Below are 16665 nucleotides of genomic sequence, written 5' to 3'. Positions count from 1 at the left end.
GAAAGCGGTATAGAAAAATCGGATTCAGCCGGGAGGCCGGGGCTGCGCGCCGGCCTTGGGTTCGACCCGGTAGGCGCAGCGCCGCGCGCCGGCGAGCACATGCTCGACGCGGCTCACGGTCACGTCGGGCCCCAGCACTTCGTCGAAGAGCTGCAGTTCGCTGCGGCAGAAGCCCGTGCAGGCCTGCGCCGCGGTGCAGATCGGGCAATGGTTCTCGATGAAGAGGAAGCCGTCGCCCGCGCCTTGCTCGTCGGCGCGGAACTCGGCCATGTAGCCCTCGCGGCTGCGGATTTCCGCCAGCCGCTCCAGCCGCGCCCTGAGGCTGCGCGCGCCGCGCATGGCCTCGGTGTAGCTGGCGCGCATGGCGCCTTCGCGTGCCGTGATGAGCTGGTCCATCCCCTTCTCGCCGAACACGCTGATGACGGCGCTGATCATCTGCACCGTCATCTCGGCGTGCGTGTCGGGAAAGCGCTTGTGGCCTTCGCCGGTGAGCCGCCAGATCTGCGTGGGCCGGCCGCGGCCGCTCGCGCGGCTCTCGAAGTCGACCAGGCCTTCGGCCTCGAGCTTGGCCATCTGCTGGCGCACCGCCTCCACCGTCACGTTCAGCACCTTCGCGATGTCGGGAATGCCGAGCGCGCCGCGGGTCTTGAGCGTGGAGAGGATGCGGTCTGCCGGCTGGTGCGGCATCCAGGTGGGCTTGGCATCTGGGGCGGACATGGCGACTTCGTTCGTGGGAAAAAACCGTGCCATTGTCAGGCGGTTGGCGCTCCCCGTGCGCCCGCGGGTGCTTGCCAGCCTCCACCCAGTGCCTTGTAGAGGGCGACGAGGCTGGTGAACGAGGCCGTCTCGGCCTCGGCCACCGCGTCCTGCGCGCGCAGCAGGGTGCGCTGCGCGTCCAGCACGCCGAGGTACGACGCGGCACCTTCGCGGTAGCGCACCTCGGCCAGTTCGGCGGCGCGGCCGCTTCGGGCCGCGGCTTCCACGAGCCGCTGCAGCCGCAGCTGGTTCTGGCCGCAGGCGGTGAGCGCGCTTTCCACGTCCTCGATGGCGCGCAGCACGGTCTGCTCGTACAGTGCGCGCTCGCCGTCGGCGCGGGCTTCGGCGCCGCGCACGCGGGCCTTCACCGAGCCCAGCCGCAGCGCGGGCCAGCTCACGCCCGGCGTCACGCTGAAGGCCCGGCTCGACGAACTGCCCAGGTCCGAGCCGCGCAGCGCGACGAAGCCGAGGAAGCCGCCGATGTCGAAGCGCGGGTACAGCTCGGCCGTGACGGCCCCCACGTCGGCCGTGCTGGCCGCGAGGCCGCGCTCGGCACGCAGCACGTCGGGCCGACGGCGCAGCAGCTCGCCCAGATCGCCGATCGGCAGGCGCTTGTCGAGCACATGCAAGGGCCGCGGCTGCAGCATCGGCTCGAGCTCGGCGGGGCGCAGGCCCGCCAGCACCGCGACGCGGTAGGCGGCCTGGCGGCGCGCGGTCTCCAGCGCGGGCAGCTGGCTTTCGGTGGTGGCCAGGTTGGCCTGCGCGCTGGCCAGGTCGCCTTCGAGTGCGCGGCCGGTGCGCACCTGGGCCTCGGTCACGCGCAGGCTGCTGCGCAGGCTGTCGAGCGTGCGGCGCGTCACGGTCATGCGCTGCTCTGCGCCGCGCATCTCGTAGTAGTTGCGCGCGAGTTCGGCCACGGCCACGATGCGCACCTGCTCGAGGTCGGCCGCGCTGGCCTCGGCGCGCGCGGTGGCGGCCTCGCCGAGCCGCTGCAGGCGGCCGAACAGGTCGATTTCCCACGAGGCGTCGAAGCCCGCGCGGCTGCTCTGCGACAGCGAGCGCACATCGGGCTGCGCGCCGTTGTTGCCTTGTGCGATGCCGCGCGTCTTGCTCGCACCCGCGGTCACGACCGGCAGCCGGTCGAGTCGCGCTTCGGTCTGCGTGGCGCGGGCTTCGAGCAGCCGCGCCTGCGCGATGCGGATGTCGTGGTTGCCGGCCAGCGCGCGCTCGATGAGCGCATCGAGCTGAGGATCGTCGAGCTGGCGCCACCAGTCGCGTTGCACCGCGTCGTTGGCGAACAGCGCGCGCTCGGGCGACGAGATGGCCACTGGCGCATCGGCCGGCACGGTGTAGGCCGGCCCGACGGCGCAACCGGCGAGCACCAGCACGCTCAGCGCGGAAGGCGCGGCGCAAGAGAAGAGTCTGTTCATGGTCATGCTCCTTCGGCTTGCGCGTCGCTTTGCGCCAAGGCATCGAGTTCGGCCGCGCGCTTCGAGCGTCTGGCCGCTCGGTGGTCGCGTGCCAGCAGCGTGTACATCGTGGGCAGCACGAACAGCGTGAACAGCGTTCCCACCAGCATGCCGACCACGATCACCAGCCCGATGCTGAAGCGGCTGTTGGCGCCCGCGCCGCTCGCGAACAGCAGCGGCACCAGGCCCACCACCATCGCGGCGGTGGTCATCAGGATGGGGCGCAGCCGGATGCGTGCGGCTTCCTCGATCGACGCGCGCCGGTCGAGGCCCTTGTGCATCTGGATCTCGTTGGCGAACTCCACCATCAGGATGCCGTGCTTGCTGATGAGCCCGACGAGCGTCACCAGCCCGATCTGCGTGTAGATGTTGATCGTGCCGAAGCCCAGCGCCAGCGGCACGAGCGCGCCGCAGATCGACATCGGCACGCTGATCAGGATGATGAGCGGGTCGCGCAGGCTCTCGTACTGCGCCGCCAGCACCAGGTAGATGACGACGATGGCGAACACGAAGGCCATCACGAGCGCCGAGCCTTCCTGCGTGAACTGCCGCGCGTCCGACTGCCAGTCGTAGCTGAAGCCCGCTGGCAGCTTCTTTGCCTCCTCGCTCAGGAAGGCCACCGCGTCGCCCATGGTCACGCCCGGCGCCGGAATGGCCTGGAACGTGGCCGCGTTGAGCTGGTTGAACTGCGTGAGCTTGTTGGGCCCCACGCTGGTCGACAGCTGCACCAGGTTGGCCAGTGGCACCGGCTGGCCGCTCGCGCTCTTCACGAAGTAGCGCGAGAGTGCCTCCGCCGTCAGCCTCTGCTCGCGCGGCGACTGCGGGATCACGTCGTACGAGCGGCCGTCCATGCCGAAGCGGTTGACGTAGTTCTCGCCCACCAGCACCGCGAGCGTGTCGCCGATGGACTTCATGGTCACGCCCATGCTGTTGGCCTTGGCGCGGTCCACGCGGATCTCGACCGTGGGGTTGTTGAACTCCAGGTCGCTGTCGACCACGGCGAACTTGCCGCTGTCGCGCGCCGACTTCTTCAGCGTTTCCATCGCCTCGAACACGCTGCGGTGGTCGCCCGCGCTGCGAATGACCATCTGCACCGGCAACCCGCCGGTCGAGCCCGGCAGCGAGGGCAGCTGGAACGCGAAGACGCTGCTGCCTTCCACGTCGTTCATCCGGCCCTGCGTGTCGCCCTGGATCTGGTCGGCGTTGCGCTTGCGGTCCTTCCAGTCGGACAGCTGCACGCCGCCGATGCTGTTCGACACGCCGTCGGAGCCGTTGATGAGCCAGCGTCCGGTGTTCTCGGGCAGCGCGGCAAACACCTCGTCCCATTTCTTGCCGAACTTCTCGACGTAGTCGATGTTGGCGTGCTGCGGCGACTTGATGGCCGTGAGCACCATGGCCTGGTCCTCGCCGGGTGCCAGCTCGCGCTGCGCGGCGTTGTACAGGAACGGCAGGCTTGCCAGCACCAGCGCCGCGAACACGCCCGTCACCCAGCGGTGGTGCAGCGACACGTCGAGCAGCCGGCCGTAGCCGGTCGACAGCCTGTGGAAGAACGACTCGGCCGCGCGCGCCATGCGGCTGCCCGTGGCGTCCTGCGGCAGCAGGAACGAACTCATCACCGGCGACAGCGTCAGCGCGATCACGCCCGATACCACCACAGCGCCGGCGAGCGTGAAGGCGAACTCCTTGAAGAGCGAACCCGTCAGCCCACCCATGAGCCCGATGGGCGCATACACCGCGGCCAGCGTGAGCGTCATGGCGATCACCGGGCCGGCGACTTCGCGCGCGCCGATGAGCGCCGCCTGCACGCGCGACTTGCCTTCTTCGATGTGCCGGTGCACGTTCTCGACCACCACGATGGCGTCGTCCACCACCAGCCCGATGGCCAGCACCATCGCCAGCAGCGTCAGCAGGTTGATGCTGAAGCCGAACAGCAGCATCAGGGCGGCCGCGCCCAGCATCGACAGCGGAATGGTCACCACCGGAATGAGCACCGCGCGCACCGAGCCCAGGCACAGGAAGATCACCAGCACCACGATGGCGATGGCCTCCAGCAGCGTCTGCTGCACCTCGTCGATCGAGGCCTCGATGAAGCGCGCGAGCTCGAACGGCAATTGCACCTCCACCCCCGGCGGCAGGTTCTGCTTGATGCCTGGCAGCAGGTCGCGGATGCGTTTGACGATCACCAGCGGGTTGCCGTTGGGTGCCGCCTGCAGGCCGAGGTAGATGGCGGGCACGCCGTCCATGGTGGCGCTGCTGTCGGCGCTGGCCGCGCCCAGTTCCACGGTGGCCACGTCGCCCAGCCGCACGATGGCGTCACCCTCGCGCTTGACGACCATGTCGCGGAACTCGGCCACGTTCACCAGGTCGGTGTTCACGCGGATGTTGGACACCACGTACAGGCCCTTCACCTGCCCCGGCGCGGCCTGCACGTTGTTCTGGCGCAGCGCGTCGGCCAGATCGCCGGCCGAGATGCCGCGCGCGGCCATGCGGTTGGGGTCGAGCCAGACGCGCATCGCCAGCGTCTGTCCGCCCGAGACCTCCACGCCCGACACGCCGGTGATGGAGGCGAACTGCGGCTGCACCACGCGCGAGAGGTAGTCGGTGAGCGCGGGCATCGGCATCGTCTTGCTGGAGAAGCCGACGTAGGCCACGGCCGTGGCCTCGCCCGAGGACTTCAGGATGACCGGGTCGAAGGCCTCGGCCGGCAGCCGGTACTTCACCTGGCTGACCTGCGCCATCGCCTGCGTGAGCGCCTGGTTGGCGTCGGCGTTGAGCTTCATGCGCACGCTGATCACGCTGCGGCCCAGCGTGGACGAGGACGACAGGTAGTCGACGTTCTCGATGGTCGCCACCGCCTGCGCGATCGGTTGCGTGACGAAGCCCTGCATCAGCTCCGGCGAGGCGCCGGGGTATTGCGTGGTGATGTTGAGCGTGGTGCTCTCGGTCAGCGGATATTGCCGCACCGGCAGGTCGCCCAGCGCACGCGCGCCCAGCAGCAATATGAGCGTGCTCACCACCAGCGCCAGCACGGGCCGGCGCACGAAGAGGTCGGTGAACTTCATGACTTCGGTTCCTGCAGGGCCAGCGTGTCCTTCTCCGTCGGCACCACGGCGGCGCCGGTGTACAGGCGCAGCTGGCCCGAGGTGACGACCCTGTCGCCGGGCGCGAGGCCCTTCTCGACCACGACCGACCCGTCCTGGCGGTCGCCGGTCTTCACGAACACCTGCTGCGCGGTGAAGCCGTCGCCCTTTCCGGCCGGCTGCACCACGAACACCGAGTCGCCGTGCGTGCTGTAGGTGATGGCGGTCTCGGGCACGGTGATGGCGTCGGCGCGCGCGGGCAATGCCACCCGCCCGCTGACGAACATGCCCGGTGCGAGCGCGCCGTCGGCGTTGTCGACGGTGGCCTGCAGGCGCACGGTGCGGGTGTCGCTGCCGATCTGCGGTTCGATGGTGCTGAGCCGTCCCTGGAACACGCGGCCCGGGTACGCATCGACCGACAGCGCCACCTGCTGGTTGCGCTGGAGCGCGGGCAGGGCCGTCTCGGGCAGCGTGAGGTTCGCGAACAGCGTGCGGCTGTCGGTGAGCGACACCAGCGCATCGCCTGCGCGCACGAACTGCCCGAGGTTGACCCGGCGTATGCCGAGCACGCCATCGAACGGCGCCTTGATGCGCTTCTGCTCCAGCACGGCCTGTGCGCGCTTCAGGTCACCGCTGGCCTGGTCGAAGGCGGCCTGGGCCTGTTCGAGCTGCTCCTGCGTCGCAGCCTGCTGCGGCAGCAGGCGGCGGGCGCGCTCCAGCAGCGTTTTGGCATTGGCGCGCTGGGCCGTCAGGCGCTCGAGGTCGCCCTGCTCGGGCGCGTCGTTGAGCTGCACCAGCAGCTGGCCGGCGCGCACCTCGCCGCCAGGCGTGAAGAGGATCTTCGCCACGCGTCCTTCGACCTCGGCCGGCACCTCGACCTGCCGGTTCGCCTCCAGCGTGCCGATGCCGCTCAGGAAGCGCGCCATCTCGGTCTTCTTCGCGGGTGCCACCGCCACCTTCGCCGGCGGCATGCCGCCGCCCTCCGCATGCGCCGGCCGGAGCTTCGCGACGAGCCCGTAGCCGGCACCTCCCAGTACCAGGGCCGCAAGGCCGCCGCCGAGCCAGGCCCTTGAACGTGTAGTCATATCGTCCTGTTATTTGTCAAAGAAAGTGCTTTGATTATTAAATGACGCTTCAAGCGCTGTCGAGGACGACGCGGCAATGACCCTCATAGGCACGGGCTATGCGCACGCTTTCGCTGCCTCGGCACTCCTGCGAAGACGCGCAACTGCGCGGCCGTGTGACGGACTGCCGGCATGAAAAAGCGGCGCGTCTTTACGCTTTCTTTATGCGGCCCCGCCGACTCTGTTCCCCGTTTTTACGCACCGCTGCCGAGACTGAAGCCCTTGTGTTTCGCTCCAGGAGCAATTGAATGGACATCGTCTGGATGGGCGCCTTGCTGGCGCTATGGGTCGTGGTGGGGGCCATGGCGGTCGGGCTGGAAAAGCTCGGTGCACCGAACCCGCGCAAGGCGTCGAACGCCGCTGACGGAGCGTCATCGTGATCAGCCTCGACGTCCTCTATGGCTTCGGCGCGCTGATCGCCGTGGTCCTCTTCGCCTACCTCGTGTTCGCGCTGATCTGCGCGGAGGAATTCTGAAATGGCCGCCTCCGCATGGGGCCTGCTGGCCCTTTTCCTCGCGGTGCTGGGCGTCCTCGCCTGGCCGGTCGGCAAGTTCCTGGCCGCGATGTGCAACGAGCGACTGCCGCGCTGGATGCAGCGCGCCGAGGCGCCGCTGTACAGGCTCGCGGGCGTGAAGCCCGAGCAGTCGATGCACTGGCTGCGCTACGCGCTCGCGCTGCTGGCGTTCAACGCCGTCGGCGCGATCTTTCTCTACGCGCTGCAGCGCCTGCAGGGATGGCTGCCGCTGAACCCCGCGGGTATGGCGGCCGTGTCGAGCGACTCGGCCTTCAACACCGCGGTGAGCTTCGTGGCCAACACCAACTGGCAGGGCTACGCCGGCGAATCGACCATGAGCTATCTCACGCAGATGCTCGGGCTCACGGTGCAGAACTTTCTTTCCGCGGCCACCGGCATCGCGGTGGCCTTCGCGCTGGTACGCGGCTTCGCACGACGTGGCGAAGGCGGGGACGGCAGCGATGCCAAGGGTTTGGTGGGCAACTTCTGGGCCGACGTCACCCGCATCACGCTGTGGGTGCTGGTGCCGATCTCGTTCGTCATCGCCATGGTCCTCGCCGGCCAGGGCGTGATCCAGAACTTCGATGCCTACAAGACGGCGAACACGCTGGAGACCACCGCGTTCCAGCAGCCGAAGAACGGTGCCGACGGCCAGCCTCTGAAGGACGACAAGGGCCAGCCGGTGATGGAAGACGCCACCACCGCCACCCAGACGCTCGCCATGGGGCCGGTGGCGTCGCAGGAAGCCATCAAGATGCTCGGCACCAACGGCGGCGGCTTCTTCAACGCCAACTCGGCACATCCGTACGAGAACCCGACCGCGCTGGCGAACCTGCTGGAGATGATCGTGATCTTCCTGATCCCGGCCGCGCTGTGCTTCACCTTCGGCCGCGTGGTGGGCGACATGCGCCAGGGCTGGGCGGTGCTGGCTGCGATGACCGTCATGTTCGTCGTGGCGGTGGCGGTCGTCACGTCCGCCGAGCAGGCCGGCAACCCGCTGTTCGCGTCGCTGGGCGTCGACCAGGTGTCGAGTGCGCTGCAGGCCGGCGGCAACATGGAAGGCAAGGAGCTGCGCTTCGGCATCGACGCGTCCGCGCTCTTCGCCGCCGTGACCACCGCGGCTTCGTGCGGCGCGGTCAACCTCATGCACGACTCGCTCACTCCGCTCGGCGGCATGGTGCCGATGGTGCTCATGCAGCTCGGCGAGGTGGTGTTCGGCGGCGTGGGCTCGGGCCTGTACGGCATGCTGATCTTCGCGATGCTCGCGGTGTTCATCGCAGGGCTCATGATCGGCCGCACGCCCGAGTACCTCGGCAAGAAGATCGAGGTGCGCGAGATGAAGCTGATCTCCATCGCCATCCTGGTCACGCCCATCCTGGTGCTGGCCGGCACGGCGGTGGCGGTGATCGCGGGCGCCGGCAAGGCCGGCATCGCGAACCCCGGCGCGCATGGCTTTTCGGAAATCCTCTATGCGCTGACCTCGGCCGCCAACAACAACGGCAGCGCCTTCGCGGGCCTGTCGGCCAACACGCCCTTCTACAACGGCCTGCTCGCGCTGGCCATGTGGCTCGGCCGCTTCGCGATGATCGTGCCGGTGCTGGCCATTGCCGGCTCGCTCGCGGCCAAGAAGCGCCTGCCCGTCACCGGCGGCACGCTGCCCACGCACGGCCCGCTGTTCGTCTCGCTGCTGATCGGCACGGTGCTGCTGGTCGGCTTGCTCAACTACGTGCCGGCGCTGGCCCTGGGCCCGATCGTCGAACACCTGGTGCTCTGGAAATGAAGCGCTCCCCCAGGCTTCTCGCACTTCAAGGCGCTACGCCAACCCTCTCGCCGGGGGCGACACCTGCGGGCTGGCAAAGCCGGTTCCGCGGTGTTCCTGGAATCTCCCTGCTGTGGAGCAACTGACATGCAAACGAAATCTTCCCTTTCGCTGTTCGACGCAGCGCTGGTCAAGCCCGCCCTGTGGGGCGCGGTGGCCAAGCTGAACCCGCGCACGCAGTGGCGCAACCCGGTGATGTTCATCGTGTACATCGGCAGCATCCTCACGACGCTGCTGTGGGTGCATGCCCTGAGCTTCCCCGGCGACACCGGCATGAAGCCGGCCTTCGTGCTCGCCATCACGGTGTGGCTGTGGTTCACCGTGCTGTTCGCGAACTTCGCCGAAGCCCTGGCCGAAGGCCGCAGCAAGGCGCAGGCCGCGTCGCTGCGCGGTCTTCGCAAGGACACCTGGGCCAAGAAACTGCAGGAGCCGCATCACGGCGGCCAGTGGTTGCCCGAGCAAGCGCCCAACCTCCGCAAGGGCGATGTCGTGCTGGTCGAGACCGGCGACGTCATCCCGCTCGACGGTGAAGTCATCGAAGGCGTGGCCTCGGTCGACGAGAGCGCCATCACCGGCGAATCGGCACCGGTGGTGCGCGAATCGGGCGGCGACTTCTCGGCCGTGACCGGCGGCACCCGCGTGCTGTCCGACTGGCTGGTGGTGCGCGTGTCGGTGAACCCGGGCGAGTCCTTCCTCGACCGCATGATCGGCATGGTCGAGGCCGCGAAGCGCCAGAAGACGCCCAACGAGATCGCGCTGACCATCCTGCTGGTGGCGCTCACGCTGGTGTTCCTCATGGTCACCGTCACGCTGCTGCCGTTCTCTGTGTTCAGCGTGGAGGCCGCCGGCGCGGGCACCGTGGTGTCGCTCACCGCGCTGGTCGCCCTGCTGGTGTGCCTGATCCCGACCACCATCGGCGGGCTGCTGTCGGCCGTGGGCGTGGCCGGCATGAGCCGCATGATGCAGGCCAACGTGATCGCCACCTCGGGCCGCGCGGTGGAAGCCGCCGGCGACGTCGACGTGCTGCTGCTCGACAAGACCGGCACCATCACGCACGGCAACCGCCAGGCCACGGCCTTCCTGCCCGCGCCCGGCGTCACCAAGGCCCGCCTGGCGCGCGCCGCCATGTTCGCCTCGCTCGCCGACGAGACGCCCGAGGGCCGCAGCATCGTCGAGCTGGCCCGCCGCGACGGGCTGGACACTACCCCTGTTGACGGCGCGCGCTTCGTGCCCTTCACCGCGCAGACCCGCATGAGCGGCGTCGACCTGCCGGCCGCGCCGAACAGCCTCGACACCGACGACATCCTGCTGCGCAAGGGCGCGGTGGAAGCCGTGCGCCGCCACGTCGAGGCGCTCGGCGGCGCGATGGCGCCCGAGGTGCTGCGCGCGGCCGAAGAAACCGCGCGCCGCGGCAGCACGCCGCTGGCCGTGGCCGAAGGCAACCGCGTGCTCGGCGTGGTCGAGCTGAAGGACATCGTCAAGACCGGCATCAAGGAGCGCTTCGCCGAGCTGCGCCGCATGGGCATCAAGACCGTGATGATCACCGGCGACAACAAGCTCACGGCCGCCGCCATCGCCGCCGAGGCCGGCGTGGACGACTTCCTGGCCGAGGCCACGCCGGAGGACAAGCTCGCGCTCATCCGCCAGCACCAGGCCGAAGGCCGCCTCGTGGCCATGACCGGCGACGGCACCAACGACGCGCCCGCGCTCGCGCAGGCCGACGTGGCCGTGGCCATGGGCAGCGGCACGCAGGCCGCGAAGGAGGCCGGCAACATGGTCGACCTCGACTCCAACCCGACCAAGCTGCTGGAGGTGGTGGAGACCGGCAAGGCGCTGCTCATGACGCGCGGCTCGCTCACCACCTTCTCGATCGCGAACGACGTGGCGAAGTACTTCGCGATCATTCCGGCGATCTTCATCTCGACCTACCCGCAGCTGGGCGCGCTGAATGTGATGCGCCTGGCGAGCCCGTCGTCGGCCATCCTGAGCGCGGTGATTTTCAACGCGCTGGTCATCGTGTTCCTGATCCCGCTGGCGCTCAAAGGCGTGCGCTACCGGCCCGTGGGCGCCGCCGCGCTGCTGCGCCGCAACCTGGCCATCTACGGCCTGGGCGGCCTGCTGGTTCCCTTCGTCGGCATCAAGCTGATCGACTGGCTGCTGGTCGCAGTCAGGCTGGTATGACCCCCAGGCTTCGCGCACTTCGTGTCGCTTCTCTTCCCCCCTTGCAGGGGGCAACACCGGTGGCCCGGCAAAACCGGTTCCACGGTGTTTCCCGAAGCATTCAGCCCATTGAAAGGCTCTGACCATGAACAACATCTTTCGTCCCGCGCTCGTGCTCTTCGTGCTGCTGAGTGCGCTCACCGGCCTCATCTATCCCATGGCCGTCACCGGCGCCGCCAAGGCCGTGTTCCCCGCACAGGCCGACGGCAGCCTGGTCGTGCTCGACGGCACCACCGTGGGCTCGAAGCTCATCGGCCAGAACTTCAGCGACCCGAAGCATTTCTGGGGCCGTCCTTCGGCCACCGCGCCGCAGCCCTACAACGCCAGCGCCTCGGGCGGCTCCAACCAGGGTCCGCTGAACCCCGCGCTGGCCGATGCGGTGAAGGCGCGCGTCGAGGCGCTGCGCGCGGCCGACCCCGGCAACACCGCGCCGGTGCCGGTCGATCTCGTCACTGCATCGGCGAGCGGGCTCGACCCCGACATCAGCCCGGCCGCGGCGCAGTACCAGGCGGCGCGCGTGGCACGCGTGCGAGGCATGCCGGTCGAGCAGGTCGATGCGCTGATCGCCAGGAACACCGAGGCGCCGATGTGGGGCCTCCTGGGCGAGTCGCGCGTCAACGTGCTGGCGCTGAACATCGCGCTCGATGCGGCTTCGGGTTCCTTCAGCCCCTCGGCTGCGCGTTGAGGAGAAACACGAATGGCCTATGCAGCCTACAGAGAACACCCCGGCGCGCTGCGCTCGCACGCACCCATGACCGCGAACAGCGGCAGCCCGTTCCATGTGCTGGACGTCACCGTCTGCTGCGCCGACGCACTGCGCGTGCGCCGCAGCATCGCCGGCTGCCCCGACGCGGGCGTGGTGCGCTGCGAGCCGCTGCTGCACGCGTGCTGCTCGCAGGAGAGCGACGCACCCTGCGTGCGCCTGATGATCCGCCTGCCGCTGGCGCGCTACGCCGACGTGCTGCACCGGCTCATCGAATGCGTGCCCTCCGGGGAGATCGGCCGGCTGGTGAGCTGGCGAGAGCATCTTGCGCGCTGCGGCTTGCGCCATGGTCACTGAGCTGCTGCTGGCGCTGCTCGCCATGGCGGCGTTCTTCGTGCCGCTGGGCTTCGCATGGTTCGTGCTGTCGCGGACCGCGCGGCGCCATGCCGGCCGCCGCAAGCGCCGCCCGATGCGCTAACCTGCGCGCCACCCCATGAACGACGCACTTCGCCCCGACCCCGACGCGCTGCTGGCGCAGTTGCGCAGCGACGAGGCGCGCGCGCAGCGCGGCAAGCTGCGCATCTACTTCGGTGCCAGCGCCGGCGTGGGGAAGACCTGGGCCATGCTGAGCGCCGCCCAGCGTGAGCAGGCCGCCGGGCGCGACGTGCTGATCGGCGTGGTCGAGACGCACGGCCGCAGCGAGACCGCCGCGCTGCTCGCGGGGCTCGGCGCACTGCCGCTGCGCGAAGTCCCCTACCGCGGCCGCACGCTGGCCGAGTTCGACCTCGACGCCGCGCTCGCGCGCAAGCCCGCCGTGCTGCTGGTCGACGAGCTGGCGCACACCAACGCCCCCGGCTCGCGCCATGCCAAGCGCTGGCAGGACGTGCAGGAGCTGCTGGCCGCAGGCATCGAGGTGTGGTCGGCGCTCAACGTGCAGCACCTCGAGAGCCTGAACGGCACGGTCGGCGCCATCACCGGCGTGCGCGTGCACGAGACCGTGCCCGACAGCGTGCTCGACGAGGCCGACGAGGTCGTGCTGGTCGACGTCACGCCCGACGAGCTCACCGCGCGGCTGGCGGCCGGCAAGGTCTACCTGCCGCAGCAGGCCGAGCGCGCGGCGCAGAACTTCTTTCGCAAGGGCAACCTCATCGCGCTGCGCGAGATCGCGCTGCGCCGCACGGCCGAGCACGTGGAAGACGACGTGCGCGGCTGGCGCGTGGAGCAGTCGGGCGCGGCCGGCGGCAACGGGAAGGTCGCGGGGCTGCAGGCCTGGAACACCTCGGGGGCGATCCTCGCGTGCGTCGGCCCGCACGAAGGCGCCGCGCAGACCGTGCGCACCGCGGCTCGGCTCGCCGGGCAGCTCAACGTGCGCTGGCACGCGGCCTATGTCGAGACGCCGAGGCTGCAGCGTCTGGCCGCGGCGGAGCGGGACCGCATCCTGGCGGTTCTCAAGCTGGCGGAAGAACTGGGTGCGGCCACCGCGGTGCTGACCGGCTCCGACGTGGCGGAGCAGCTCGCCGGGCAGGCGCGCCGGCTCAACTGCGCGACGCTGGTGCTGGGCCGCTCCACGCCGGCCACCGGCTGGCGGCGCTGGTGGCCCGGCGCGGCGCAGTCCCTGCAGGTCGCGCTCGCGCGGCACGCGCCGGCGCTCGACATCATGGAAGTGGCGCCTGCCGACAGCTCGCGCCGCCTGTCGCGTGCGCCGCTCGAAGGCGCGCGCATCGACAGCGACGACCACGAGAAGGCGCCCACCCATTGGCCCGCCTATGCATGGGCCGCGGCCACCAGCATCGCGCTCACCCTCGTCTGCATGCCGCTGACCGGCGTGCTGGAGCTGTCGAACATCGTCATGCTGCTGCTGATCGGCGTGGTGGGCGTGGCGATGCGCTTCGGGCGCGGACCATCGGCACTGGCCGCCCTGCTCAACGTGGCGTCCTTCGACTACTTCTTCGTGCCGCCGCGCATGTCCTTCGCGGTGAGCGACGTGCAGTACGTTCTGACCTTCGCGATCATGCTCGGCGTCGGCCTGCTGGTGGGGCAGCTCACGGCGGGCCTGCGCTTCGCGGCGGGCGTATCGACCAGCCGCGAGCGGCGCGCGCGTTCGCTGTTCGAGCTCACGCGCGAACTCTCCGCCGCGCTCGAGAGTTCGCAGGTGGTCGCGCTCGGTGCCGCTGCGGTGCAGGGCCACTTCGGCGGCCATGCGCTGGTGCTGGTGACCGATGCCGCCGACCAGCTCGTGCCGCCGGCGGATGCACCCGAGGGTTTCGATGCGCAGGTGGCCGACTGGGCCTTTCGCCACGGCCAGAGCGCCGGCCTCGCGACCGCGACGCTGGCGGCGCAACCCTGGCACTACGTGCCGCTGCAGGCGCCGATGCGCGTGCGTGGCGTGCTGGCGCTCGCGCCCGCGCAACCGCGCTGGCTGCTCATTCCCGAGCAGGCGCAGCAGCTCGACACGCTTGCGCGGCAGATCGCCATCGCGCTGGAGCGCGTGCACTACGTCGAGGTGGCGCAGCAGGCGGTGGTCGAGATGGAATCGGAGCGCCTGCGCAACGCGCTGCTGGGCGCCATCTCGCACGACGTGCGCACGCCGCTCACCGCGCTCATCGCACTGGCCGAATCCCTGCAGACCCTGCCGGCCGAGGAGCATGCCCAGGCTGCGCGCGCCATCGTCGCGCAGGCGCACGAGCTGCATGCGCTGGTCAACAACCTGCTCGACATGGCACGGCTCGAGAGCGGCATCGCGGGCGGCGCTGTGAACCTGCGGCGCGACTGGCAGTCGGTGGAGGAAGTGGTCGGCTCGGCGATCCGCGCCGCGCGCACCTCGCTCGGCGGCACCGTGGTGCAGACCGCGCTCGATGCCGACCTGCCGCTGGTCGAGTTCGATGCCGTGCTCATCGAGCGCGTGCTGGTCAACCTGCTGGAAAACGCCACCAAGTACGGCGCGCCGCCCATCGTGGTCGGTGCGCGTGCCGAGCCGCGCGCGCTGGTGCTCACGGTGCGCGACCACGGACCCGGCTTGCCTGCCGCGCTGCTGGGCCACGAGCAGACGCTGTTCGACAAGTTCACGCGCGGCGAGCCCGAGTCGGCCACGCCGGGCGTGGGCCTGGGCCTGGCGATCTGCAAGGCGGTCGTCAGTGCGCATGGCGGCGACATCTCCGCCGGCAATGCACGCGGCGGCGGGGCAGAATTCACGGTCACCCTGCCCCGCCGCGAACCGCCCGAACCGGTCGAGGCCATCGAAGTCGCACCCTGAAGCCATGCCCCAGCCCACCGCCATCGTGATCGAGGACGAGCCGCAGATCCGCCGCTTCGTGCGCGGCGCGCTCGAGGCCGAAGGCTGGCTCGTGCACGAGTCCGGCACGTTGCGCGACGGCCTGGCCGCGGCCGGCACGCGCCAGCCCGACCTGCTGGTGCTCGATCTCGGCCTGCCCGACGGCGACGGCGTCTCGCTGATCCGCGACGTGCGCGGCTGGTCGGCGGTGCCGATCATCGTGCTGTCCGCGCGCAGCGACGAGGCCGACAAGATCGCCGCGCTCGATGCCGGCGCCGATGACTACCTCACCAAGCCCTTCGGCACCGGCGAACTGCTGGCGCGCGTCCGCGCCAACCTCCGCCGCCCGCGCGCCGCGGGCGGCGGCGGCGACGAGCCGGCCGAGGCGGTCTTCCGTTTCGGCGAGATCGAGCTCGACCGCGCCGCGCGCCTGGTGCGCCGCGCGGGCGCCGAGGTGCACCTGACGCCCACCGAGTACCGGCTGCTGTCGGTGCTGGTGGCGAACGCGGGCCGCGTGCTCACCCAGCGCCAGTTGCTGCGCGAGGTGTGGGGCCCGTCGCACACGGACCAGAGCCACTACCTTCGCATCTACATGGGTCATCTGCGGCAGAAGCTCGAGGCCGATCCGGCACAGCCGCGGCATCTGCTGACCGAGACGGCGGTGGGCTACCGTCTGGTGGTCTAGGGTCAGAGGCAGCCCCACAGGTACACCGACTTCTCGCTGGCGGCTGCCTCGCTCGCGAGCCGCTGCAGGTCGTCCACCACGGGCTGCAGCTCGGCCGGATCGCATGCCAGTTCTTCGGTGCCCGCCCAAGCTTCCAGCACGGCGGCCTGCGATTCGGGTTCGAGGCGGGCCAGCAGCGTCGTCAGCTCGTCGGGAAAGCGGTTGAGCCACGCTTCGTTGTCCTCGCCGATCTCGATGTACTCGAGCGCGTGCCGGTCGACGTCCCAGTCGCTGCCTTCCAGGATCGCCCAGAGCGTGGTGATCTCGAGATCGGTGAAGCGCTTGTACTGCACGGGGTCGAGCAGTTCCTCGATCTCGTCGCCCTCGTCGGGCTCCTCGATGCGGTTGGCGTAGCGCAATGCCTCCTCGGGAGTCGCGACGAAGAAATCCGAAAGTATTCCCATCTGTTGTCCTCTGGCGGTTGAACGTGCGGGCCATTACACCCGTGCGCCGCGTCGGCAGTTTGACGCAACGGTGACGGATGCCGCGCTGCGCCGGGGAGCCTCGCGTTGCGCACCGCCATGCGCAGAGGGTCGACGTGCCAACGCACGTCGCGTCGCATCCGGCCCACAGGGCCCGGCGCGCGGCTTGCCTCCGACACAGCAAGCCGACACAATCCGCGCCATCATGAAATTCACGCAAGCCATCGAAGCAGGCCTCGTCGCCACCTGACACGCCCTCGATCGCGCCATTGCGTTCGGAAGGCGTTGCCTTCCGGTACAGAAAAACCCCGGCAGGCCTCGTCCCTCCGGGGTTTTGTTTTTTCCTCGCTCCATCGCACAACACGCCATGGTCCGCGGGCAGACGGTGCGCGGCAACGCCGCCGTCATCGAAGCGCATGTGCCGCTGAAGGAGATGTTCGGCTACATCGGCAACCTGCGCGCGCTGTCTTCGGGCCGTGCGCAGTACACGATGCAGTTCGACCACTACGCGGTGGCGCCTGCGAGTGGAGCGGCCACGCTCATGAAGAGCTGATGGCCATGTG

At 69.8% G+C, this 16665-nt stretch carries 14 protein-coding genes and 1 pseudogene; 10 read left to right on the top strand and 5 right to left on the bottom strand.

Annotated features, from left to right (window positions below; genetic code table 11):
* Positions 1–24 precede the first annotated feature (24 nt).
* The 4 genes from AACL56_RS00715 to AACL56_RS00700 are packed head-to-tail and all read right to left on the bottom strand — an operon-like array spanning position 25 to position 6390.
* Positions 25–717: a helix-turn-helix transcriptional regulator gene (locus tag AACL56_RS00715; RefSeq protein ID WP_339087932.1), complete on the bottom strand. Its 693-nt coding sequence runs from the start codon at positions 715–717 to the stop codon at positions 25–27.
* 35 nt (positions 718–752) lie between these two features.
* The gene (locus AACL56_RS00710) at positions 753–2192 is read right to left on the bottom strand and encodes a TolC family protein (RefSeq protein WP_339087931.1); all 1440 of its coding nucleotides are present in this window, start codon (positions 2190–2192) and stop codon (positions 753–755) included.
* The gene (locus AACL56_RS00705; RefSeq protein WP_339087930.1) at positions 2189–5287 is read right to left on the bottom strand and encodes a MexW/MexI family multidrug efflux RND transporter permease subunit; all 3099 of its coding nucleotides are present in this window, start codon (positions 5285–5287) and stop codon (positions 2189–2191) included. Before AACL56_RS00705 ends, AACL56_RS00710 begins: the two co-directional genes overlap by 4 nt.
* Complete coding sequence (locus AACL56_RS00700; protein ID WP_339087929.1) at positions 5284–6390, bottom strand: efflux RND transporter periplasmic adaptor subunit; 1107 nt, start codon at positions 6388–6390, stop codon at positions 5284–5286. Before AACL56_RS00700 ends, AACL56_RS00705 begins: the two co-directional genes overlap by 4 nt.
* Positions 6391–6677: 287 nt before the next feature.
* On the opposite strand from AACL56_RS00700, the gene AACL56_RS00695 reads away from it, so the two are divergent.
* The 9 genes from AACL56_RS00695 (at position 6678) to kdpE (ending at position 15641) form a co-directional block, all read left to right on the top strand.
* The gene (locus AACL56_RS00695; RefSeq protein WP_339087928.1) at positions 6678–6809 is read left to right on the top strand and encodes a hypothetical protein; all 132 of its coding nucleotides are present in this window, start codon (positions 6678–6680) and stop codon (positions 6807–6809) included.
* Positions 6806–6904 (top strand): K(+)-transporting ATPase subunit F, encoded by a 99-nt coding sequence (kdpF, locus tag AACL56_RS00690; RefSeq protein ID WP_339087927.1) that lies wholly within the window; start codon positions 6806–6808, stop codon positions 6902–6904. The genes AACL56_RS00695 and kdpF overlap by 4 nt, the downstream gene beginning before the upstream one ends.
* A gap of 1 nt (position 6905) precedes the next feature.
* Positions 6906–8723: a potassium-transporting ATPase subunit KdpA gene (gene kdpA / locus AACL56_RS00685; RefSeq protein ID WP_339087926.1), complete on the top strand. Its 1818-nt coding sequence runs from the start codon at positions 6906–6908 to the stop codon at positions 8721–8723.
* 126 nt (positions 8724–8849) lie between these two features.
* Positions 8850–10943 carry a potassium-transporting ATPase subunit KdpB gene (kdpB, locus tag AACL56_RS00680; protein WP_339087925.1) on the top strand — a complete coding sequence of 698 codons (2094 nt, stop codon included), beginning with the start codon at positions 8850–8852 and terminating at the stop codon, positions 10941–10943.
* Positions 10944–11067: 124 nt separating this feature from the next.
* Positions 11068–11667 (top strand): potassium-transporting ATPase subunit KdpC, encoded by a 600-nt coding sequence (kdpC, locus tag AACL56_RS00675; RefSeq protein ID WP_339087924.1) that lies wholly within the window; start codon positions 11068–11070, stop codon positions 11665–11667.
* Between the two features lie 12 nt (positions 11668–11679).
* Positions 11680–12042, top strand: a complete 363-nt coding sequence (locus AACL56_RS00670) for a hypothetical protein (protein WP_339087923.1) — start codon at positions 11680–11682, stop codon at positions 12040–12042.
* Complete coding sequence (locus tag AACL56_RS00665; protein WP_339087922.1) at positions 12032–12163, top strand: hypothetical protein; 132 nt, start codon at positions 12032–12034, stop codon at positions 12161–12163. Before AACL56_RS00670 ends, AACL56_RS00665 begins: the two co-directional genes overlap by 11 nt.
* A gap of 15 nt (positions 12164–12178) precedes the next feature.
* Positions 12179–14938, top strand: coding sequence for a DUF4118 domain-containing protein (locus AACL56_RS00660; protein ID WP_339087921.1), 2760 nt, complete (start codon positions 12179–12181; stop codon positions 14936–14938).
* A 4-nt stretch (positions 14939–14942) separates the two neighbouring features.
* On the top strand, positions 14943–15641 hold the full coding sequence (kdpE, locus tag AACL56_RS00655) for a two-component system response regulator KdpE (RefSeq protein WP_339087920.1): 699 nt from the start codon (positions 14943–14945) through the stop codon (positions 15639–15641).
* Between the two features lie 2 nt (positions 15642–15643).
* Here kdpE and AACL56_RS00650 read toward each other — a convergent pair whose 3' ends face one another.
* Entirely contained in the window at positions 15644–16084 is a 441-nt protein-coding gene (locus AACL56_RS00650) for a hypothetical protein (protein WP_339087919.1), read from the bottom strand.
* Positions 16085–16460: 376 nt separating this feature from the next.
* Here AACL56_RS00650 and AACL56_RS00645 point away from each other — a divergent pair.
* A pseudogene (locus AACL56_RS00645) lies at positions 16461–16655 on the top strand (hypothetical protein); the annotation flags it as partial.
* Positions 16656–16665: the final 10 nt, after the last annotated feature.

The sequence above is a fragment of the Variovorax paradoxus genome (assembly GCF_902712855.1).
Taxonomy (GTDB): Bacteria; Pseudomonadota; Gammaproteobacteria; order Burkholderiales; family Burkholderiaceae_C; genus Variovorax; species Variovorax paradoxus_Q.
This window is presented reverse-complemented; position numbering and strand designations above follow the sequence as displayed.